This window comes from Actinomycetospora sp. NBRC 106375 (genome assembly GCF_030269665.1).
GTDB lineage: Bacteria > Actinomycetota > Actinomycetes > Mycobacteriales > Pseudonocardiaceae > Actinomycetospora.
This window is the reverse complement of record NZ_BSTS01000008.1, coordinates 52,256-72,159: the sequence shown is the minus strand read 5'-3', so window position 1 is coordinate 72,159 and position 19,904 is coordinate 52,256. Positions and strand designations below refer to the sequence as shown.

The window sequence follows — 19,904 nt, the reverse complement described above, 5'->3', positions numbered from 1 at the left end:
GTCAGGACTCGGCGTTCAGCGTCGCGATCCGGTTGGAGAGCATCGTGACGAACGGCGGGCGGTCGCCGTGCGCCTGCTCCCACGCCAGCAGCTCCGCGACCTGCTCCACCGACAGCGAGCGCAGCTTGCCGCGCAGCTGGGCGATCGTCATCGTCTCGTAGCCCGGCAGCGCGTCCGGGGTCACCGACGCCGTCTCGCCGCCCTCGCCCGCGACGCCCAGCGCCGGCGCGTGGCCGTTGGTGCGCTTGGGGGTGTCCGCCAGCTCGGAGTGCTCGAGCGACGTGTCGTCGATGTCGATCCGGCTCCACGCGGCGCGCGGGGCCGGCAGCTCGTCGGGGAGGTCGTCGTCGAACCGGGCCCAGGACGGGGCCTCCTCCACCGGGCGCCCCCCGTCGAGCGCCCCGTCGCCCTTGATCGCCAGCTCGGTGACGACCTGCTGAGCCCGCATCGTGAGCTGCAGCACGCGGCTCACCGCGGTGATGGGCAGGCCCGCGACGGTGCGCGGCAGATCCTTGGCCTCCTCGACGGCGGTGACGACGAGACCGGCGGCGACCCGCACCGGGAACGGCAGCGAACTCATACGCCACAGGGTGCCAGCCGCGGGCGCCCGGTGTGCGGACGGCCACGGCCGCGTGCGTGCGGACGGACCGTGACGCTCGTCGCCCGTAGGCTGGCCGTATGTCCACTGAGCACTCCGAGGAGCAGGGCCTCCGCGTCCTGCTCGCGAAGCCCCGTGGCTACTGCGCCGGCGTCGACCGCGCGGTCGTCGCCGTCGAGAAGGCGCTCGAGACCTACGGCGCACCGGTGTACGTCCGCAAGGAGATCGTCCACAACCGCCACGTCGTGAACACCCTCGCCGAGCGCGGTGCGGTGTTCGTCGAGGAGACCGACCAGGTGCCCGAGGGCGCCACCGTCGTGTTCTCGGCGCACGGGGTGTCCCCGGCGGTCCACGCCGAGGCGGCGTCCCGCGAGCTGCGCACCGTCGACGCGACCTGCCCGCTGGTCACGAAGGTGCACCAGGAGGCCAAGCGCTTCGCGCGCGACGACTACGACATCCTCCTGATCGGGCACGAGGGCCACGAGGAGGTCGAGGGCACCGCCGGCGAGGCCCCCGAGCACGTGCAGCTCGTCGACGGGCCGTCCGCGGTCGAGCACGTCACGGTGCGCGACCCCGAGAAGGTCATCTGGCTGTCCCAGACGACGTTGTCGGTCGACGAGACCCTCGAGACCGTCCGCGCGCTGCGCGAGCGCTTCCCGGCGCTGTCCGACCCGCCGTCCGACGACATCTGCTACGCGACCCAGAACCGCCAGGTCGCCGTCAAGCAGATGGCGCCCGAGTGCGACCTCGTGCTCGTCGTCGGCTCGCGCAACTCCTCGAACTCCGTGCGCCTCGTCGAGGTCGCGCTGCAGTCCGGGGCGAGCGCCTCCCACCTCGTGGACCACGCCGGCGAGATCGACGAGGCGTGGCTGGACGGCGTGCGCTCCGTCGGCGTCACCAGCGGCGCGTCGGTGCCCGAGATCCTCGTCGGCGACGTCCTGCACTGGCTCGCCGACCGCGGCTACGCCGACGTCGAGGAGATCACCACGGCGAACGAGAAGCTCACCTTCTCGCTGCCCCGCGAGCTCAAGCGGGACATGAAGCCCCAGGCGGTCCGGTAGCGGGGCGTCGTCCGGGGTCGGCGCGGGGCCGGCTGGGATGCAGCGAACGTCCTGTTCGCTGCTTCTAGGCGCTCGAAGTCCCCGTTGATCACGTCGGCGCCGGGCGGTCCGTTGGACGCCGGAGACCAGGAGTGCGTCATGCACCCCGCGGACCCGTGACGAGTCGATGATGTGCTCGTGATCTCCGCGGCTTGGCCCCGCTGGTGACGAACCGGGTCAGCGCGGGGTGTCGGGGCCGTCGACGCGGCGCGGGACGCGGCGGACGCCGGGGCCGAACTCGTCGTCCGGGTCGTCGGGACGTGACGGGCGGCGTCGGGCGTCGCGCTCCCGGGCGGGGCGCGCTTCGACCGGCACGCGCTTGGGTCGGTCGCGGTCCCGGGGGTCCCGGTCACGCGCGTCGCGGTCGCGGGGGTCGCGGTCGCGGGGGTCGCGGTCGCGGGGGTCGCGGTCGCGGGGGTCGCGGTCGCGGTCACGCGGCTCTCGTGGACGACGCTCCCGCGGGTCCCGATCGCGCGGGTCCCGATCGCGCGGGTCCCGATCGCGCGGATCGCGGTCGCGGGGGTCGCGGTCCCGGTCGCGCGGATCCCGGTCCCGCGGGTCGCGGTCGCGCGGCTCTCGTGGACGACGCTCCCGCGGGTCCCTGTCGCGGGGATCCCGGTCCCGGGGATCGCGCGCGGGCCGGGCGTCGGGGTCGAGGTCGTCGTCCGCGCGCCGGTAGGGCTCCAGGCGGGTGCGGACGAAACCGAGCGCGAGGCTGACCGCGGTGGTGATCGCCAGGGTCGGGAAGGCGTTCACGAGGGGCCCGCCGATGGCGAGCAGCGCCGACGCGGTGCCCCGCGCGCGGGAGAGCCCCCCGGTCGCGGCGACCACGACGGGCACCCCGACCGCGAGCAGCAGCGGCGGCTGCACGAGCGGGACGAACAGCGAGTCGCGCCGCGCCCAGGCCGTCGCGAGGATGCACCCGCCGGCGAAACAGGCCGTGAACACGACCCCGAGCTCGCCCGAGGTCAGCAGGTCGACGGCGATCCCGGCGCCGGTGAGCACGGCGGCCAGCGCGAGCGAGCCCCACCAGCGCAGACCCCGCAGTGACCGCACGACGGAGCGCTCCCCGGGGCCGACCGCCCCGGGGGACGCGGTGTCGTCCCGTGTACTGGTCACCCCTCAACGCTAGCGGGCGTTCGGTGACCCACCGTCATCCCGCCACGGGCGGCCGGAGAGGTCGTGACGTGGACCACCGGGTCGGACGACGGGCGGGCCTCCTCAGTCGGTCTCCGCGGGCGCGCGCGGGCGGCGCTCGACCTGCTCGGGGCCCTCCAGCTCGGCGGTCGTCACCGACAGATCGGCGAAGCGCCGGGCGCTGACCAGCACCCGGGACTCCAGCGAGCTGACCGTCTCGTTGAACGACCGCACGCTGCCGTCGAGCGAACGGCCCAGCCGCGCCAGGTGACCGGACATGGTCGCCAGCCGCCCGTGCAGCTCGCGGCCCAGCGCGTGCACCTCGGCGGCGTTGCGCGCCAGGGCCTCCTGCCGCCAGGCGTAGGCCACCGTGCGTAGCAGCGCCATGAGCGTCGTCGGGGTGGCGATGACGACGTCGACGCCGAAGGCGTGTTCGAGCAGCGCCGGGTCGGCCTCCAGCGCCGCGGAGAGGAACACCTCGCCGGGCACGAACATGACGACGAACTCCGGCGACGGGTCGAAGCGGCGCCAGTAGGCCTTGGCGCCCAGCGCGTCGACGTGCGCACGCACCTGCTTGGCGTGCGCCCCGACGCGCTCGCGGCGGGCGTCGTCGTCGCGGGCCTCGGTGGACTCGAGGTAGGCGGTGAACGGGACCTTCGCGTCGACGACCACCTGCTTGCCCCCGGCGAGGTGCACCACCAGGTCGGGCCGCTGGGCGCCCTCGTCGTCCTGGCCGCGGGCGTGCGCCTGCCGCGTGAAGTCGCAGTGCTCGACCATGCCCGCGAGGTCGACCACCCGCTCGAGCTGCAGCTCGCCCCAGCGCCCGCGCACGTGCGGGGACCGCAGCGCGCCTGCGAGCGCCCGCGTCTCGCCGGCCACGCCCTGCGCGCCCGCGGCGACCGCGCCGACCTGCTCGCGCAGCGAGGCGAACGCCGTCTCGCGGTCGCGCTCGGCCCCGGCCATCTGCCGCTCCATGCGCTGCAGCGTCGCGGCGACCGGCTCGAGCACGCGGTCGAGCGCCTCCGTCGACGCCGCCCGGACCGCGGGGCTCAGCGCGCGCTCGCGCTCACCGGCCCCGCGGCGCTCGGCGTCGAGCTCGGCGCGGGCGGCCGCCACCTCGGCCCCGGCGCGGCGCACCGCGTCGGACACCGCCGCGTCGCGCCACGCGCGGGCCAGGCGCAGCGCCACCCACGTGCCGATCGCCGCGCCCAGCGCCAGCCCCACCAGGAGGCCGACGAGCACCCCGTCCACCGTCATGATCCGCAGGATGGATCAGACCCCCGACACTGATCCCTCGGCGGCCGGCTCCTCGGGCAGCCAGCTGGCCTCCATCGCCAAGAGCCGGTCCTTGATCTCGAGACCCCAGCGGTAGCCGCCGAGCCCGCCGCCGCGGCGCAGCACGCGGTGGCACGGCACGAACAGCGTCGTCGCGTTGCGCACGCACGCCCGCGCCGCGAGACGGTGGCCGCGCGGGTGCCCGGCGGCCTCGGCGAGCTCGCCGTACGTCGTGGGCTGCCCGGGCGGCACGAGACGCATCCGGTCCCAGATCGCGGTCGTCGCCGGCCCGCTGATCTGGCGCACCGGCACCGCGGCCGCCGGCGCGGGGTCGCCGTCGTGGAAGGCGGCGACCGCCCGGGTGACGTCGCCGAGGTCGGTGCGGCGGGCGGGGTCGGTGGGCCGCAGCTCGGCGTGGACCGGTGCGAGCAGCGCGTCGACGTCGTCGGTCCAGCCGGACGCGAGGACGACGCCCTCGTCGTCGACGAGCGTGGTGAACGGGCCGAGCACGGTGGGCACGGTGGCGAGAGCTGACACGGGAACCTCCGGGTGAGAACGGTCGTCACCCTGGTTGGACGCCGCCGGAGCCCGCACGGATCCCTCGCTGGCAGACTGGGATCCCGTGAGCTTGACCCTCGGCATCGTCGGCCTGCCCAACGTGGGCAAGTCGACGATGTTCAACGCCCTGACCCGCAACGACGTCCTCGCCGCGAACTACCCCTTCGCCACGATCGAGCCGAACGTCGGCGTCGTCCCCCTGCGCGATCCCCGCCTCGACCGTCTCGCGGAGATGTTCTCGTCGGAGAAGATCGTGCCGGCGACGGTGTCGTTCGTGGACATCGCCGGGATCGTCTCGGGGGCGAGCGAGGGCGCCGGGCTGGGCAACAAGTTCCTGGCCAACATCCGCGAGGCCGACGCGATCTGCCAGGTCGTGCGGGTGTTCGCCGACGACGACGTCGTGCACGTCGACGGGCGCGTCGATCCTGCGGCCGACATCGAGACGATCGCGACCGAGCTCGTCCTCGCCGACCTGCAGACGATCGAGAAGGCCCTCCCGCGCCTGGAGAAGGAGGCGCGGGTCAAGAAGGAGACCAAGGCCGCCGTCGACGAGATCCAGCACGCGCAGTCCGTGCTGAACGAGGGCCGGACGCTGTTCCAGGCGGGCCTGGACTCGCCGCGCCTACGCGAGCTGAACCTCATGACGGTCAAGCCGTTCCTCTACGTCTTCAACGCCGACGAGCCGGTGCTCACCGACGACGCGCGGCGCAAGGAGCTCGCGGAGCTCGTCGCCCCCGCCGAGTCGGTGTTCCTCGACGCGAAGGTCGAGCAGGAGCTCCTCGAGCTCGACGCGGAGTCGGCGCTGGAGCTGCTCGAGTCGATCGGCCAGCCCGAGCCCGGTCTCGACGCCCTGGCCCGCGCCGGGTTCCGCACCCTCGGCCTGCAGACCTACCTCACGGCGGGCCCCAAGGAGTCGCGCGCCTGGACGATCCGGATCGGCGCCACGGCGCCCGAGGCCGCCGGCGTGATCCACACCGACTTCCAGAAGGGCTTCATCAAGGCCGAGATCGTGTCCTACGACGACCTCGTCGCGGCCGGGTCGATGAACGCGGCCAAGACCGCGGGCAAGGTCCGCATGGAGGGCAAGGACTACGTCATGCACGACGGCGACGTCGTGGAGTTCCGCTTCGGATCACCATCACGCAGCTGACGACAACTCCAACGACTACGAGACAACAGACCGGATCAGCAGCCGCGCTACCTGCGAAGGTCGTAGTCGACGAGGGCAGATGGGCAACGAGTTCCCCACGATCAAGGCGCAGAGGCTCCGGGCGATCCTCGTACGCCTGTGCGGCGAGGCCATCCACGTCGAGGGCTCGCACCACACGTTCGTGAGTCGAGACGGCAAGACGAGATTCACCTTCAGCAAGCACGATGGCGTGGAGGTCACCGGCGGTACTTTTCGCCGTATCCTGGTGGATGACGTCGGGTTGACCTTGGACCAGGCCCGGCACGTCGCGCGGAAGGGGAAGCTGCCGTGAGCGATGTTCACGCGATCTTCCGCCAGGTCGGACATGACCAGTGGGAGGCCTACTCCCGCCCTGTCAGCGTCTACGCGGGTGGATCGTCGCTGCCTGTGGCACGAGACGAGTGGGCGCGCGCTGCTGAGGCTCACCTCCAGAACGAGTGGCCGAACACCACGGTGATCGAGCATGTCGAGCACGAGGTGGCGCCTGACATCTTCATCCGGACCGCTGTGGATCACGCCGCGGGGCGGAGGGAACGTGTCGCGAACGTACTGCGGGACGGGCTTGCTCGACCGGAGGTGCTGGCCACGACACGCAGGACCGCGCTTGAGTCGAGTGCGGGCGACATCGTGTTCGTTTGCTGCCTTCCCACTGATCGGATTCAGTGGGTGAGCGAGCAGCTGGGGCGGATGGACGCCGTGCAGGTGAGCGCGCCCTACGGTCAAGAGGGCGGTGTGTGGTGGATGCCGCTCGCCTCGCCGAACGTCGAGGTCGAGGCTCCCGGCACCCGGACACTGCACGACGCTGGCCTAGGTGGGCCCGACGCCACAATCGCGGACCTGGTCGCGGTCATCGACAGCGACCACGGCGGGCCGCGTGACGCTATGCCCGGCCAGTCTCAGCGCAAGCGCGCCGAGCGCACATCGGCGGTCGCACGCCGCACCGGGGCGCTCGTCGCCGCTTGATGTCTCTAGGCTGCTCGATAGAGGGACGGTTCGCCGAGCGATCGCTGGAAACTCACGTCGATCACGTGGCTGACGTTGAACCGATAGAGGTGGAGTTCCGCTTTGGATCACCGTCACCTTCGTAGCCGTCGACCACGTTCGTAGCCGTCGACCGAAGGCTCCCAGAGCCCCGGGTGTCGATGGTGGCCCGCTCCGTCTAGGTCGAGGCCGGGACCGGGACGCCCGAGGTCGCCGCCGCGGTGGTGCGCTCCAGGTGACGCTGGGCGAGCCAGAGCGCGGCGCCGATGATCGGCAGGCCGATGTCTGTGTAGAGGATCGCGCCCGCGTTGCCGGGCGACAGGTTGTTGCTCCCGACGATCTCTACGATGTGGCCGACCGCGGCCCCGAGCAGGAAGCACGAGGGACCGAGGACGGCCACGCCCCGCACCCCGAGGGAGGCACGGAAGGCGCAGAGACCGACCAGGCCGAAACCGAGGCTCGCGTACCCGACCTCGGCCTGGAACGGGCTGTCCGCCCAGCCGATCAGCGTCGCGGCGAACTCGCCAGCGAACACGTGGAACGCGAAGTTGTAGAGGAACGAGATGCCGACCGAGAACAACAGGAAGTAGGCGAACAGGTCCTCGATTACGAGCCGGGCGGTCAACGGCCTCGGGCGACGGGCGAGCGAGATTCCGCTCGCGATGAGGCCGACGATGAGGAACGTGACGGTGAAGTTCCCCAGCACCAGGAACAGAATGGAAGTCACCGGAGTAGTCCTTTCAGGCGATGTGTGCTCGCGGCTACTTGTACTATCAGTTAGTCCGCGCGCCCAGGGCTGTGCCACAAGGACGGTTGCAATCGTTACTCAAGCGCTATTGTCACCATGCGTGGTCGATCGTCACGAGGACGGCGCCGTCGTCGGTCGCCGGCTGCTTCGCGGCACCACGACCGGCCCGGTCGGTCGACGCGTTCGGACCGCTGACGTCGTCCGAGCATCGGTGGAGGCCGGTCCCGCGCACAAGCGGTGCTGGTGGCGCGAGTCCATGATCGTTGTTCCGTTCCCCCGCCCGCTCCTGCCAGCGCGTGGTCTCGCACTGGACGCCGGTGAAGGAGGAGTCGTGTCGAAGCGAGCCCGTCGGGCAAGGTCGTGGTCTTCGGAGGGGCGTCCCGGAACCTGGGACGGTTGATCTGCGAGACGGTCGCGGCCGATGGTGCCGCAGTGGTCGTGCACTACAACAGCGAGTCGTCGGCGGCGAAACGCCCAGGACGTGGTTCCGCTTCAACGTCTGACCCTTCCCGATGCCGGGTCGCTCCTGACTGTCGGACCTGCCGCCTGCCCTGGCATCATGAACGCATCAGATGATGCGGCGTGTGATGCGGAGGGTGTATGCGCACCACGGTGACGATCGACGACGATCTCGTTGCGCAGGCGACCGAGCTGACCGGGATCGCAGAGCGCTCCGCACTCCTGCGTGCCGGCCTGGAGACTCTCGTGCGCGTCGAGAGTGCACGTCGGCTCGCTGCACTCGGAGGTACGGATCCGGACGCGACGGCGGCGCCACGCCGGCGCGGTGAGGTCGCGTGATCCTGGTCGACACGTCGGTGTGGATCGATCATCTGCACCGGACCGAACCCGCCCTCTCAAGGCTGCTCGGTGACGATGTCGTGGCGACGCACGACGGCATCGTCGAGGAGATCGCGTTGGGTTCGATCGCACGACGCGATGCGACGCTCTCGTTGCTCAGGGCTCTGATCCGAGCACCGCGACTGCGCCACGACGAGCTTCTGTCACTCGTCGACCGGGACCGGCTGTGGGGTCGCGGGCTGAGCGTCATCGACGTCCAGCTCCTCGGTGCCGCCCGGCTCGCGCGGGCCGCTCTCTGGACGCGCGACGAGCGCCTTCTGGCCGCCGCCGCCGACCGTGGCGTCGACGTGTTCGACGAGTCGTCCTGAGCGACGGACCGGTTGCACAGCTGCGTCACTCGGTGGAGTTCCGCTTCGACGTCCAGCCCGACGCCCCTACGATCCGGGCCGTGATCCGGACCGGCAGGGGGGCGCGGTGAGTGGTGTGCGGGTGTTGGTGGCCGGGGCGAGCATCGCCGGGCCGGCGCTGGCCCACGGGCTGCGGCGGCGCGGCGCCGAGGTGACCGTGGTGGAGCGCGCCCCGGAGCTGCGTCCGGGCGGGCAGGCGGTCGACGCCCGCGGGGTGGCCAAGGAGGTCATCCGCCGCATGGGGCTGGACGCCGAGGTGCGCGCGGCGTGCACCCAGACCGTCGGGGCGTACTCCGTCGACGCGGACGGCACCGTCCTCGAGACCTACCGCGCCGAGGACGACGAGGGCGACGGGTTCATCGCGGAGATCGAGATCCTGCGCGGGGACCTGTCCCGTGTCCTCTACGACGCGACCCGGGACGACGTCGAGTACGTCTTCGGCGACCGGATCGCCGAGCTGACCCAGGACGTCGGCGGTGTCGACGTGGTGTTCGCGGGCGGTGACCGGCGGCGCTTCGACCTGGTGATCGGGGCCGACGGCCTGCACTCGACCCTGCGGGAGATGGTTTTCGGGCCGCGGGAGCGGTTCGTCCGCCACCTCGGGCACGTGCTCGCCTTCTACAGCGTGCCGAACGAGTTCGGGCTGGACCGCTGGCTGATCGAGTACCAGGAGGCCGGCCGGTCGGCCGGTCTGCGGCCGATCCAGGACGCCACGCAGGGGATGGCGATGTTCTCCTTCCCGGCGGCCGACGTCGAGGTCGACATCCGCGACGTCGCGGCCCAGAAGCGCCTGCTGCGGGAACGGATGGCGGGCTTCGGGTGGTGGACCTCCCGCATCCTCGAGCACGTGGACGACAGCCCGGACTTCTACCTCGACCAGGTCGCCCAGGTGCTGATGGACCGCTGGTCGAGCGGGCGGGTGGGGCTGCTCGGGGACGCGGCGTGCAGCTCGTCGCCGATGTCCGGGCAGGGCACCAGCATCGCCCTCGTGGGTGCCCACCTGCTGGCCGGCGACCTGGCCGCCGCGGACTGGGACCCCGAGACCGCGTTCGCGGCCTACGAGCGGCGGATGCGCCCGTTCGTCGAGGCCAACCAGGAGATCGGGCGGATGAACGCGGCCGGCCGGCTCCCCGACGCGGGACCGCCGAGCATGGACTTCGAGAGCCAGGAGTTCCGGGAGCTGCTCGACCGTGCGATCAACGGCCCGGAGCTGCCCGACGACGCCCGGGAGCCGGATCCCGCGACGCCGACCCGTCCGTGAAGTGGTTCCGCGCGACGCGACCGTCACGGAGCTGACCCGGAGCTGACGGCGGTCCGGGCGACGAACATCGTCAGCGGTGGCCAGCCGCCGTCGGGCTGGCCCCGCCCCTCCTGCCCGGGGAAGTCCGGGAGCGTGACGTCGTCGAACACGGCGCGGGCCGTGTCGAGCACGTCGACGCCGGCGAAGCCGGCGCCGGCCGCGTAGACGCCCCGCAGCACGGCGATCACCGGCGTCGACCAGCCCCGCGGGACCAGCCGCATGTCGAAGACGAACAGCCGCCCGCCCGGTCGCAGCGCTGTCCGAACGGCGGCGAGGACCGCGGGGACGTCGGGCATCGCGCTGATCGACGCGCAAGCGTAGACGGCGTCGAACGCGCCGTGCCCGATCTCGGTGCGGGTGGCGTCGGCGCGGCGGAGCTCCACGTTCGCCAGGCCGTTCCCGCGCACGACCGCGTCCGCGCGGGCCAGCATCTTCGGGCTGTGGTCGATGCCGACCACCCGCCCCGTCGGGCCGACGGCGGCGCTCAGGGTGGACAGAGCGGCCCCGCTGCCGCACCCGAGGTCGAGCACCACGGCGCCGGGTCCGAGCGCCAGGTGCGTCAGGGCGACCTCGGCGACGCGGGTCGTCTGCCCGCCGGCCGACCCGTGGACGGGGCTGACGAGGTCCCACCAGCGGCGTCCCCGCCGCAGGCGTCGCTCGTGGAGCGTGTCGGGCACGGCGACCCCCTCGTGTGGCGATGCAGCTGCATCGTCACACGGTGGCACGCTCGGTCGCAATACACGTGCATCGTGTCAGGATGCGCGCGTGCCGAAGAAGGTCGATCCGCACGAGCGCCGCGCGCAGATCGCCCGGGCCCTGCACCGCGTCATCGCGGGTCGCGGCCTCGACGAGGTGAGTCTGCGACACGTCGCGACGGAGGCCGGCGTCTCCGCCGGGCTGGTGCAGCACTGGTTCCGCACGAAGGACGAGATGCTGCGCTTCGCCCTGGAGGTGGTGGCCGAGCAGGGGCAGGCGCGACTCGCCCGCCGCGGAGCGGAGATCGAGCACGGCACGCCGCGCGAGGCCGTGCGCGCGCTGCTGGTCGAGTTGCTGCCCCTCGACGAGGAACGCCGCCTGGAGGCCCACGTCGCCCTCGCGTTCGGGGCACGGGCGGCCGTCTCGCCGGAGATCGCGCGGTGGGTGCGCGACGGGATGGACCAGATGCGCGCCTTCGTCGCCGACCGCCTCCGGGCCGCCGGGCGGGTCGGTGACCCGGAGGCCGCCGCCGTTGCGCTGACGGCGATGGTCGACGGGCTGGCGGCGCACGTCCTCGCCGAGCAGTGCACGCCGGAAGCGGCCGAGGCGGCTTTCGACGACCACCTCGACACGGTCCTCGGCCTCTGACGGCTCCGCTCAGCCCGGGGACCCGAGCCGGACGACGTTGCCGCTCGGGTCCGAGAACCGGAACTCCCGCAGACCGCACGGTTCCTCGCGGACCTCCGACACCGGGAACCCGGCGTCGGCGGGCGCGGCGCGCAGGCCGTCGGCGTCGTCGACGTGCAGGCAGCAGCCCGTGGCGTTGCCCGCGACGTCGAGATCCGGCCGGTCCTGCCGACCGGGCTCACCGCCAGCCGAGCTCCGGGGCGAGGTGGGTCAGGACGCTCTCGATCACGTGGGCGTTGTAGTCGACGCCGAGCTGGTTGGGCACGGTGAGCAGCAGCGTGTCCGCGGCGGCGATCGCCTCGTCCTCGGCGAGCTCGGCGACGAGCTTGTCCGGCTCGCCGGCGTAGGTCCGGCCGAAGCGCGCGTCGCCGCCGTCGAGGTGACCGACCTGGTCGGTCGAGTGCCGCTCGCGCCAGAACAGCTGGCGGTCGAGGTCGCTGACGATCGGGAAGATGCTGCGGCTGACCGACACGCGCGGCTCGCGCTCGTGCCCGGCGGCGGCCCACGCGTCGCGGAAGCGCTGGATCTGCTCGGCCTGCAGGCGGTGGAACGGCACCCCGGTGTCCTCGGTGAGCAGCGTCGAGCTCATGAGGTTCATGCCCTGCTCGGCGGTCCACTCGGCGGTGGCGCGGCTGCCCGCGCCCCACCAGATGCGGTCGCGCAGGCCCTCGGAGTGGGGCTCGAGACGCAGCAGGCCGGGCGGGTTGGCGAACATCGGCCGCGGGTTGGGCTGGGCGAACCCCTCCCCGCGCAGCACGTCCAGGAAGAGCTGGGTGTGGTGGCGGGCCATGTCCGCGTCGGTCTCGCCCTCGGTGGGCACGTGGCCGAAGTACCGGTACCCGTCGATGACCTGCTCGGGGGACCCGCGGCTGATGCCCAGCTGCATCCGGCCGCCCGAGATCAGGTCGGCGGCGCCGGCGTCCTCGGCCATGTACAAGGGGTTCTCGTAGCGCATGTCGATCACGCCGGTGCCCAGCTCGATCCGGCTGGTCCGGGCGGCGGCCGCGGACAGGAGCGGGAACGGGGACGCGAGCTGGCGGGCGAAGTGGTGCACGCGGAAGTACGCGCCGTCGGCGCCGGCCTCCTCGGCCGCGACGGCCAGCTCCACCGACTGCAGCAGGGCGTCCTGCGCGGACCGCACCATCGACTGCGAGGACGGCGACCAGTGCCCGAAGGAGAGGAACCCAATCTTCTTCACGTTTCAACCAACGTCGTCGGCGTCGGGCCCATTCCTCAGCGGCCGGCGACCGACCGGACGGCGGCGACGACGGCGTCGGGGCGCTGGATCTGGATGTAGTGGGTCGTGCCGGGCACGGTCTCCAGCCGCGATCCGGGCAGGTCGGCGGCGAGGCGGGCGAACGCCTCGGGGCGCGTCGCGGTGACGGCCGCCACGGCGTCGAAGGACGGGTCGTCCGGTGGCACGGGGTCCACGTCGCCCGCCATCAGCACGACGGCGGGCACCCGGCGCGCCGGCGGCGCCCCGCCGAGCTGGTCCAGGCTCGCCGTGAGGTCGTAGGCCTCCATCGCGTAGCCGGGGATCGGGCTCGGCGGCTCCGAGACGGTCCGGGCGAACGCGTCCCACTGCCCGGGCGGGAGGAGGTCCCGCAGCGCCGGGGGCGTCGGGTCGACGAGCACCACGCCGGCGACGTCGTCCGGGAACGTCCGCGCGGAGAGCTGCGTGAACGGCCCGCCCAGGGAATGGCCCACGAGCACGCAGGGGCCGGGGACGCCGGCGGTGGTGAGGAGGGCGTGGAGCTCGGCGACCACGTCGGCCGCGGTGCGGGGCATCGGCACCGGTCGGCTGCGGCCCGGCTGCGGCTGGTCCGACGGCGCACCGTCGTCGGTCGAGACCCGCAGCGCCCCGGGCCGGTCGTACGCGCACACCCGGGTGAACCCGGCGACACCCGCCGCGACCGAGGGCGGGCGCTCGGCCCCGACCGACCAGATGTCGGCCGCGTTCCCGAACCCGGACTGCAGGACGACGGTTGGGCTCCCGGCGCCGCGGCACTCGAGCCAGATCCCGCGCCCGTCGACGTCCACGAGCCCCGCGAAGTCGCCCGGTCCGGCCGCGAGCGCCACCTGCTGCCGCGGCGCGGAGCACGCCGCGAGCGCGACGCCCACCACGATCGCCAGCACCCCGATCCGTCCGACCGACCGCCGCATGCGCCCTCCCGTCCGGCACCCTCGGGTGAGAGGTACACCGGCCGCGGCGCCACCGCAGTCAGCGAGGTGTCAGCGCGGGCCGGCGAGCGGGGTGACGCGCACCGGGTGCGGGACCCGGTGTCGGTGGGCGATGATCGCCAGCAATGCTCCGCCCGGCCGTCCTGGCGCTCGTCGGGACGGTCCTGCTCGCCTGCTCCGGCCCGACCGCCCCGGGCACGGGACCGGACCCCGCCGCGGCCGGCGTCGCGCGGCTGACCGACGGCCGGGTGCCCCCGGGCCTGACCTGGCGGCCCTGCCCGGACGCCCCCGAGCCCGGCGTCGAGTGCGCCGACCTCCCCGTGCCCCGCGACTACCGGGACCCGGCCTCGCCGACGCTGACCCTCGCCGTCACGCGGCTGCGCGCCACCGACCCGGAGCAGCGCCGCGGCGTACTCTTGACCAACCCCGGCGGGCCGGGCGCGGAGGCGCGGTACAACAGCCTGGGCGTCGACGCCCTCGCGGACCACGCGCTGCGCCGGAGCTACGACCTGATCGGCCTCGACCCCCGTGGCGTCGGCGCGAGCACGCCGGCGGCCCGCTGCGGACTGAGCGACCCCGTTGCTCCGGCTCGCGACCGGCGACCCCACCGCCCTCGACTTCGACGCCGACGCGGCCGCCGCCCGCAACATCGCCGCGTCCTGCGCCCGCGCCGGCGCGGACCTGTGGCCGTTCCTCAGCACGGCCGACGCGGTCCGCGACATGGACGTGCTGCGCTCCGCGCTCGGCGAGGAACGGCTGTCGTTCTACGGGACCTCGTACGGCACCTCGCTGGGGACCGCGTACTCGTCGGTCTTCCCCGACCACACCGACCGTGTCGTCCTCGACAGCGTGGACGACGACACCGTCGGCTGGCAGGAGCGCTTCCGCCTCTCCGACGCCGGGACCGACGCGAGCTTCACGGCGGTCGCCACGGCGATCGCGGCCGATCCGCGGTGGGGCCTGGGCACCGCCGACGACGTGCGCGCCCGCTACCTCGACCTGCGCGCGCGGGCGGCGCGGGGCGAGCTGGTCCTCGGGGGGTCGCCCGTGGAGGTCCGCGGGCTGCGCCTCGTCCTCGAGGACGCGCTGCGCGGCGGCGGGGCGTACGTCGACGACCTGGCCGCCCTGCTCGCCGTCGACGCCCGCACGCCCGGCGCGCCCCGCGAGGACGACCTCGCCGCCCGGCTGGGCGTCGGCGCCACACCGCCCGACGCCGCGCGCGAGGCCCGGGTCGACCGGGCGGTCGCCGCCGGGCTGGGCGTGCAGTGCGCCGACCCGTCGTGGTCCCGCGACCCCGCCGACTACCGCCGCGCGTTCGAGGAGGACCGCGCGGCCCACCCGGTCAGCTCCGGGGCCCGCGCGACGATCCGTCCGTGCGCGTTCTGGCCGACCGCGCCGCGCGACCCGCTCCCGACGCTCACCGACGCCGGCCACGACGGTCCGCCGCAGGCGCTGATGCTGCAGAACCGTGCCGACCCGGCCACCCCGCTCGAGGGCGCCCGCCACGTCCGCGACGCCCTCGGCTCGCGTGCGGTCATGATCACCACCGGCGACGTCGGGCACGGGGTGCTCGGCCGGAACCGGTGTGCGACCGACGCCACCGTCGCGTGGCTGGTCGACGGCGAGCTGCCGGCGGGCGACACCACCTGCTGACCCCGGCCTTGACACCGGTCGGCGGGAGGTCGAGCGTGCGCGGACGATCAGGCCGGGCCGACTCGAGGAGGAGCGCACCGTGGGGCAGCAGGACTTCGACGTGGTGTCCGACGGATGGTCGTACCTGGAGTGCCCCCGCTGGCACGAGGGTCGGCTCTGGGTCTCGGACTTCTACACCGAGCGGGTCGTGGCGATCGACCCCGACGGCGGCCACGAGGTGGTGGCCGAGGTCCCCCAGCAGCCCTCCGGGCTCGGGTTCCTGCCCGACGGGCGCGCCCTGATCGTCTCGATGCGCGACCACCGGATCCTGCGCCGGGAGCACGACGGGTCGCTCGTCGAGCACGCCGACCTGTCGGGGCTCGTCAGCCACCACCTCAACGACATGCTGGTCGACGACGGCGGCGGCGCGTACGTCGGTAACTTCGGCTTCGACCTCATGAGCGGCGCCCCGATCGCCCGCACGACGCTGACCCACGTCGCTCCCGACGGCACCGCGCGCACCATCGCCGACGACCTGCTCTTCCCGAACGGCATGGTGCTCTTCGACCGGGTCCTGGTGGTCGCCGAGACCTTCGGCGCCCGGCTGACCGCGTTCGACGTGGCCGCCGACGGCGGGCTGGCCCGGCGCCGCGACTGGGCCCGCTTCTCGGCGCCGCCGGTCACCGACGACGTCGGCGAGGCCCTCGGCGCGCTGGCGGTGGCCCCCGACGGCATCGGCGGCGACGCGGAAGGCGCGATCTGGGTGGCCGACGCCCTGCACCAGCGCGTCGTGCGCGTCGCCGAGGGCGGGACGATCCTCGAGGAGCGGGGCACCGGCAACCTCGGCGTCTACGCCTGCATGCTCGGCGGCGAGGACGGCCGGACGCTCTACGCCTGCGCGGCGCCGTCGTTCGCGGAGCACGAGCGGCGCCCGGTGCGGGAGGCGGTGCTGCTCGCCGGCCGCGTCGACGTCCCGCACGCGGGACGGCCCTAGGTCAGGCCTGCCACGGGCAGGGACGCCAGCCGGCTGCCGCCGAGCGTGCCGGGGTCGACGCGGCGCAGGTCGGCGGCGGGGACGGCGAGACGGGCGGCGGGGAAGTCGGCGACCAGGACGTCGACGACGGCCGCGAGCTCGGCGCGGGCCAGGTGCGCCCCCGCGCACACGTGCGGCCCGGCGCCGAACGCGAGCCCGGCGCCGGGGCCCGCGGCCGGGTCGTCGGCCAGCCCGGCGATGTCGACGAGCACCGGCGTCCCCGGCGCGAGCACGACCCCGTCGAGCACGACCTCCTCCGCGGCGAAGCGCCAGAGCGTGAAGGGCGCGGGCGGGTCGCGGCGCAGGACGTCGTCGACGAGCGCCCCGACGTCGTCCGGCGGCCCGTCGGTCAGGACCCGCGCGACGAGGAAGCCCAGCGCGGTGTCGGTGGTCAGCTGCCCGGCGAAGATCAGGGCGAACAGCAGGTAGTGCACCTCGTCGTCGGAGATCCCCGCCGGCAGGCGCTCGCGCAGTTCGCGGGCGAGCCCGTCGTGCGCCATCGCCGCCGCGCCCAGGCGGGCGAACGCCGCCATCGCGGCCGCGCCCTCGGCCGCGTCGCCGACCCTCTGCCGGCACGCGGCCACCGCGTCGTCGAGCATCGCGCGCGGGAGCCCGAGCAGGTCGCCGACGACGGTGAGCGGGTAGCGGGTGGTGAAGTCCGTGACCAGGTCGACGGGGCCGGGCCCGGCGGCCCGGAGCATCGTCCGGGCGGTGTCGCGCATCGCCGGCGCGAGGGCCCGCATCCGCCGCGGCGAGAGCATCGGCGCGTGGGCACGGCGCAGGGCGGCGCGGGTCGCGCCCTCGGCCGTGGTCAACGACAGCGCCTGCGCCGCCGTCGGCTCGAGGCCCGCCGCGTGCGGGTCCCAGTGCGACGGGGCGAGCGTGGTGTCCTTGACGATCCGCGGGTCGCCGAGCACCGCGCGGGCCAGTGCCGCGGTCGTCACCACCGCCACCGGCCCGTCCGCGGGCGCCTCGACGACCACCACCGGGCCGGCGGCCCGGAGCGCCTCCCGGCCCGGGTAGGGCTCCTCCGGGCGGCGGGTCCCGGCGACGAAGGGGCAGGCGCCGTGAGACGATTGCTGCATCATGCAGATACCGTGACACACAATTGCTGCATCGTGCAGTGAAAGGGAGGTCCGGTGTCCCCGGAGGACGTGGTCGCCGCCCTGGCGGCGTGGAGCGTGCGGCTCGTGCAGTTCAACGGACTCGTCGCGGGGCGCCTCGGTGTCGGCACCACCGAGCTGCAGTGCCTCTACGAGCTCACCCGCCACGGCCCGGCGACGCCCGGGGTCCTGGCGGGGCGCCTCAACCTCACCACCGGGTCGGCGTCGCGGGTGGTCGAGCGCCTGCACGCCGCCGGCCACGTGCGCCGCGTGGCCGATCCCGCCGACCGCCGCCGCGTGCTCGTCGAGCCCGAGCCGGCGTCGCTCGCGCGGATCGGGGCGTTATACGAGCCGCTCAACGACCGGCTGGCCGCGCTCCTGACCGACGTCGACGCGCCGGTGCTCGAGCAGATGGGCGCGTTCCTCGCGGCCGCCGAGGACGAGACCGACGACGTGATCAGGAACGGGTGAGCGGCGCGTCGGCGGGCAGCGTCGCCGGCAGGCCGGCCAGGGCGAGGTGCTCGGGCCCGATGAAGGCGGTGACCTCGGCGATCCGGCCGTCGGAGGCGAGCGCGAGCACGTCGAGCACCTGGCCGTGCCAGACCCCGTCCTCGTCGTCCCACGTGTAGCAGCCGACCGCGAGCTGCCCGTTGGCGCGCGCCGGGACGTGGCGCCACGCCACGGTGAACGGCGCGGCCCGCAGGAACGCGGTGACCGCCGCGGTGCCCCGGAACCACGCCGCGTTCGGCGGCATCGACCACGTGACGTCGGCGGTGAGCAGCCCGACCAGCGCGTCGGCGTCGCCCGCCTCGAGCGCCGCGGCGTAGCGCGCGACGGTGGCCGCCAGCTCGGCGTCGGGCAGCCCGCGCAGGGTGCGCTGCTGGCTCGGGCCCGGCACCTTCTCCGCGACCGTCGCCCGGGCCCGCTGCACCGCGCTGTTCACCGACGCGACCGACGTCGCCATCATCGCCGCGACCTCCGCGGCCGAGAACCCGAGGACCTCCATGAGCAGCAGGGCGGCGCGCTGGTTGCCCGGCAGGTGCTGCAGCGCGGCGACGAACGCGAGCTCGACGGACTCCCGCTGGGCGACCGTGGCGTCCGGGTCGTCGGGGTAGGGGCCCAGCCAGGCGATCTCGGTGCGCGGGGGGTCCTCGCCCGGGCCCTCGCTGGACGGGCCGAGGTCCATCGGCAGCGCGCGCCGGCCGCGCCGGGTGATGGCGTCGAGGCTCGCGTTGGTCGCCACGGTGTAGAGCCACGACCGCAGCGCCGAGCGGCCCTCGAACCGCCCGATCGCCCGCCAGGCGCGCACCAGGGCGTCCTGCAGCGCGTCGTCGGCGTCGTACACCGAGCCGAGCATCCGGTAGCAGTGGGCGTGCAGCTCGCCGCGCAGCGGCGCCACCAGCCGGTCGAACGCCGCGTCGTCGCCCGCGCGTGCCCGGTCGAGGTCGTCCTCCGGGGCCGCGGCGAGGCTCTCGCTCATGGGTGGGCAGTCTGCCCGGTGCGCCCGACAGTGACGACGTCCGCGCGCGACGCGCAGCGGTCGGCCGGGCCCGGACGAGCGTGGGCTCACGCGCGGCGACGGGACCACGGGCCGGTCGGCCGCGCTCGATCACCCGCGCGGACGCACCGCTCGACGCCGTGTGCCGCCGCCCGGGGACTGCTCGCTCGGGTGGGGGACGATCGTGCCTAGTCTGTCTCCGTGCGCTCGGAGCGGTGGTCGTCCCGGACCGCGGATCTGACGCTGCCCGAGCGGGTGGCCTGGGTCCTCGGCGACGACGAGGCCCGCCCCCTGTCGACCCTCACCGAGCCGGCCGGCCTGCTCGTCGCGGCCGCGATGGTGGAGCTCCTGCTCGACGCCTCGCTGCTCGACGCGGGCGCCGCGTACCGGCGCGGCCCCGTCGAGCCCACCGACCCGTTGCTCGCCTGGGTCGCCGACGGTCTCCTCGGCCACGGTGGCGCCAAGTCCGACCTGCAGCACGCCGTCACCGGCCAGCGCGGCGCCCAGATGATCCGCCGCACGATGGACCGCCTCGTCGAGCGCGGCCTGGCCGCCCGCGAGCCGCGCCGCGTGTTCGGCTACGTCGCCATGCCGGTGTTCGGGTCGGCGCTGCGGGTGCACGAGGTGGACGCGCTGCACCACGACCGGGCCGCGGTCCGCGCCGCCCTCGACGGCGAGGAGGACCCGGACGAGGCGGTCGCGATGCTCATCGTGCTGCTCCACTTCGGTCGCCGGGTGCGCAGCCTGAGCCCGGTCGACGTCACCGGGTCGACCCGGCGCGCGCGGGCCGTCGCCGACGGGCGGCACGTGTCGCTCGGGGTCGCCCAGGACATCCGCCGGCTGGTCTCGCCGACGGTCGGCGCCGTCCTCGCGGCGCTCACCGCGACGACCGTCATCTCCTCCGAGCGCTGACCGCGGGCCCGTCCCGACCCGATCTCGCGGTGATCCACCGCGTCTGATCGTCGCGGGTTGATCGATTCGGA

General features: G+C 74.3%; 22 protein-coding genes. 12 read left to right on the top strand and 10 right to left on the bottom strand.

Going from position 1 to position 19,904, the window contains the following annotated elements:
* Nucleotide 1: 1 nt before the first annotated feature.
* Nucleotides 2–580, bottom strand: coding sequence for a lipid droplet-associated protein (locus QSK03_RS14855; protein ID WP_285653360.1), 579 nt, complete (start codon nt 578–580; stop codon nt 2–4).
* 98 nt (nt 581–678) lie between these two features.
* On the opposite strand from QSK03_RS14855, the gene QSK03_RS14850 reads away from it, so the two are divergent.
* On the top strand, nt 679–1,659 hold the full coding sequence (locus tag QSK03_RS14850; protein ID WP_285653359.1) for a 4-hydroxy-3-methylbut-2-enyl diphosphate reductase: 981 nt from the start codon (nt 679–681) through the stop codon (nt 1,657–1,659).
* A gap of 216 nt (nt 1,660–1,875) precedes the next feature.
* On the opposite strand, the gene QSK03_RS14845 is transcribed toward QSK03_RS14850, so the two are convergent.
* The 3 genes from QSK03_RS14845 to QSK03_RS14835 all read right to left on the bottom strand — a co-directional run bounded on the left by QSK03_RS14845 (nt 1,876) and on the right by QSK03_RS14835 (nt 4,647).
* Entirely contained in the window at nt 1,876–2,817 is a 942-nt protein-coding gene (locus QSK03_RS14845) for a DUF6542 domain-containing protein (RefSeq protein ID WP_285653357.1), read from the bottom strand.
* A gap of 102 nt (nt 2,818–2,919) precedes the next feature.
* Nucleotides 2,920–4,092, bottom strand: a complete 1,173-nt coding sequence (locus QSK03_RS14840; RefSeq protein WP_285653355.1) for a DNA recombination protein RmuC — start codon at nt 4,090–4,092, stop codon at nt 2,920–2,922.
* Between the two features lie 15 nt (nt 4,093–4,107).
* Nucleotides 4,108–4,647 (bottom strand): methylated-DNA--[protein]-cysteine S-methyltransferase, encoded by a 540-nt coding sequence (locus QSK03_RS14835; protein ID WP_285653353.1) that lies wholly within the window; start codon nt 4,645–4,647, stop codon nt 4,108–4,110.
* A gap of 85 nt (nt 4,648–4,732) precedes the next feature.
* On the opposite strand from QSK03_RS14835, the gene ychF reads away from it, so the two are divergent.
* The 3 genes from ychF (at nt 4,733) to QSK03_RS14820 (ending at nt 6,820) form a co-directional block, all read left to right on the top strand.
* Nucleotides 4,733–5,818: a redox-regulated ATPase YchF gene (gene ychF / locus QSK03_RS14830; RefSeq protein ID WP_285653351.1), complete on the top strand. Its 1,086-nt coding sequence runs from the start codon at nt 4,733–4,735 to the stop codon at nt 5,816–5,818.
* 79 nt (nt 5,819–5,897) lie between these two features.
* Entirely contained in the window at nt 5,898–6,149 is a 252-nt protein-coding gene (locus QSK03_RS14825; protein ID WP_285653349.1) for a type II toxin-antitoxin system HicA family toxin, read from the top strand.
* Nucleotides 6,146–6,820 carry a hypothetical protein gene (locus QSK03_RS14820; protein WP_285653347.1) on the top strand — a complete coding sequence of 225 codons (675 nt, stop codon included), beginning with the start codon at nt 6,146–6,148 and terminating at the stop codon, nt 6,818–6,820. The genes QSK03_RS14825 and QSK03_RS14820 overlap by 4 nt, the downstream gene beginning before the upstream one ends.
* A 196-nt stretch (nt 6,821–7,016) precedes the next feature.
* Here the strand turns inward: QSK03_RS14820 and QSK03_RS14815 are convergent, their stop codons facing one another.
* Nucleotides 7,017–7,565 (bottom strand): DUF6790 family protein, encoded by a 549-nt coding sequence (locus QSK03_RS14815; RefSeq protein ID WP_285653344.1) that lies wholly within the window; start codon nt 7,563–7,565, stop codon nt 7,017–7,019.
* A 621-nt stretch (nt 7,566–8,186) separates the two neighbouring features.
* Here QSK03_RS14815 and QSK03_RS14810 point away from each other — a divergent pair.
* The 3 genes from QSK03_RS14810 (at nt 8,187) to QSK03_RS14800 (ending at nt 10,052) form a co-directional block, all read left to right on the top strand.
* The gene (locus QSK03_RS14810) at nt 8,187–8,384 is read left to right on the top strand and encodes a type II toxin-antitoxin system VapB family antitoxin (RefSeq protein WP_285653342.1); all 198 of its coding nucleotides are present in this window, start codon (nt 8,187–8,189) and stop codon (nt 8,382–8,384) included.
* Complete coding sequence (locus tag QSK03_RS14805) at nt 8,381–8,752, top strand: PIN domain-containing protein (protein WP_285653339.1); 372 nt, start codon at nt 8,381–8,383, stop codon at nt 8,750–8,752. The genes QSK03_RS14810 and QSK03_RS14805 overlap by 4 nt, the downstream gene beginning before the upstream one ends.
* Before the next feature lie 106 nt (nt 8,753–8,858).
* Nucleotides 8,859–10,052, top strand: a complete 1,194-nt coding sequence (locus QSK03_RS14800) for an FAD-dependent monooxygenase (RefSeq protein WP_285653336.1) — start codon at nt 8,859–8,861, stop codon at nt 10,050–10,052.
* 23 nt (nt 10,053–10,075) lie between these two features.
* Here QSK03_RS14800 and QSK03_RS14795 read toward each other — a convergent pair whose 3' ends face one another.
* Nucleotides 10,076–10,768 (bottom strand): class I SAM-dependent methyltransferase, encoded by a 693-nt coding sequence (locus tag QSK03_RS14795; protein ID WP_285653333.1) that lies wholly within the window; start codon nt 10,766–10,768, stop codon nt 10,076–10,078.
* Nucleotides 10,769–10,856: 88 nt separating this feature from the next.
* Here QSK03_RS14795 and QSK03_RS14790 point away from each other — a divergent pair, with 88 nt between their 5' ends.
* Nucleotides 10,857–11,435 (top strand): TetR/AcrR family transcriptional regulator, encoded by a 579-nt coding sequence (locus QSK03_RS14790; RefSeq protein WP_285653330.1) that lies wholly within the window; start codon nt 10,857–10,859, stop codon nt 11,433–11,435.
* A 217-nt stretch (nt 11,436–11,652) separates the two neighbouring features.
* Here QSK03_RS14790 and QSK03_RS14785 read toward each other — a convergent pair whose 3' ends face one another.
* Together QSK03_RS14785 and QSK03_RS14780 are read right to left on the bottom strand one after the other, a co-directional pair.
* Entirely contained in the window at nt 11,653–12,672 is a 1,020-nt protein-coding gene (locus QSK03_RS14785; RefSeq protein ID WP_285653327.1) for an LLM class flavin-dependent oxidoreductase, read from the bottom strand.
* A 35-nt stretch (nt 12,673–12,707) separates the two neighbouring features.
* On the bottom strand, nt 12,708–13,637 hold the full coding sequence (locus QSK03_RS14780) for an alpha/beta fold hydrolase (protein WP_285653324.1): 930 nt from the start codon (nt 13,635–13,637) through the stop codon (nt 12,708–12,710).
* 597 nt (nt 13,638–14,234) lie between these two features.
* Between QSK03_RS14780 and QSK03_RS14775 the strand changes: the two genes are divergently transcribed.
* The gene (locus QSK03_RS14775) at nt 14,235–15,308 is read left to right on the top strand and encodes an alpha/beta hydrolase (RefSeq protein WP_285653321.1); all 1,074 of its coding nucleotides are present in this window, start codon (nt 14,235–14,237) and stop codon (nt 15,306–15,308) included.
* 79 nt (nt 15,309–15,387) lie between these two features.
* Entirely contained in the window at nt 15,388–16,281 is an 894-nt protein-coding gene (locus tag QSK03_RS14770) for an SMP-30/gluconolactonase/LRE family protein (RefSeq protein WP_285653318.1), read from the top strand.
* Here the strand turns inward: QSK03_RS14770 and QSK03_RS14765 are convergent.
* The gene (locus QSK03_RS14765; protein WP_285653316.1) at nt 16,278–17,408 is read right to left on the bottom strand and encodes a cytochrome P450 family protein; all 1,131 of its coding nucleotides are present in this window, start codon (nt 17,406–17,408) and stop codon (nt 16,278–16,280) included. The genes QSK03_RS14770 and QSK03_RS14765 overlap by 4 nt on opposite strands.
* A 51-nt stretch (nt 17,409–17,459) precedes the next feature.
* Here QSK03_RS14765 and QSK03_RS14760 point away from each other — a divergent pair, with 51 nt between their 5' ends.
* Entirely contained in the window at nt 17,460–17,894 is a 435-nt protein-coding gene (locus QSK03_RS14760) for a MarR family winged helix-turn-helix transcriptional regulator (protein WP_285653312.1), read from the top strand.
* Here QSK03_RS14760 and QSK03_RS14755 read toward each other — a convergent pair.
* Nucleotides 17,881–18,903: a sigma-70 family RNA polymerase sigma factor gene (locus QSK03_RS14755; RefSeq protein ID WP_285653308.1), complete on the bottom strand. Its 1,023-nt coding sequence runs from the start codon at nt 18,901–18,903 to the stop codon at nt 17,881–17,883. The genes QSK03_RS14760 and QSK03_RS14755 overlap by 14 nt on opposite strands.
* Nucleotides 18,904–19,122: 219 nt before the next feature.
* Between QSK03_RS14755 and QSK03_RS14750 the strand changes: the two genes are divergently transcribed.
* The gene (locus tag QSK03_RS14750) at nt 19,123–19,833 is read left to right on the top strand and encodes a GPP34 family phosphoprotein (protein WP_285653305.1); all 711 of its coding nucleotides are present in this window, start codon (nt 19,123–19,125) and stop codon (nt 19,831–19,833) included.
* The last annotated feature ends 71 nt before the right edge of the window (nt 19,834–19,904 follow it).

What these genes read in the sequence shown, in the direction of transcription:
- QSK03_RS14855 (WP_285653360.1), bottom strand. Translation starts at nt 580, where the DNA reads ATGAGTTCGCTGCCGTTCCCGGTGCGGGTCGCCGCCGGTCTCGTCGTC.
- QSK03_RS14840 (WP_285653355.1), bottom strand. Translation starts at nt 4,092, where the DNA reads ATGACGGTGGACGGGGTGCTCGTCGGCCTCCTGGTGGGGCTGGCGCTG.
- QSK03_RS14765 (WP_285653316.1), bottom strand. Translation starts at nt 17,408, where the DNA reads ATGATGCAGCAATCGTCTCACGGCGCCTGCCCCTTCGTCGCCGGGACC.
- QSK03_RS14850 (WP_285653359.1), top strand. Translation starts at nt 679, where the DNA reads ATGTCCACTGAGCACTCCGAGGAGCAGGGCCTCCGCGTCCTGCTCGCG.
- QSK03_RS14825 (WP_285653349.1), top strand. Translation starts at nt 5,898, where the DNA reads ATGGGCAACGAGTTCCCCACGATCAAGGCGCAGAGGCTCCGGGCGATC.
- QSK03_RS14810 (WP_285653342.1), top strand. Translation starts at nt 8,187, where the DNA reads ATGCGCACCACGGTGACGATCGACGACGATCTCGTTGCGCAGGCGACC.
- QSK03_RS14780 (WP_285653324.1), bottom strand. Translation starts at nt 13,637, where the DNA reads ATGCGGCGGTCGGTCGGACGGATCGGGGTGCTGGCGATCGTGGTGGGC.
- QSK03_RS14755 (WP_285653308.1), bottom strand. Translation starts at nt 18,903, where the DNA reads ATGAGCGAGAGCCTCGCCGCGGCCCCGGAGGACGACCTCGACCGGGCA.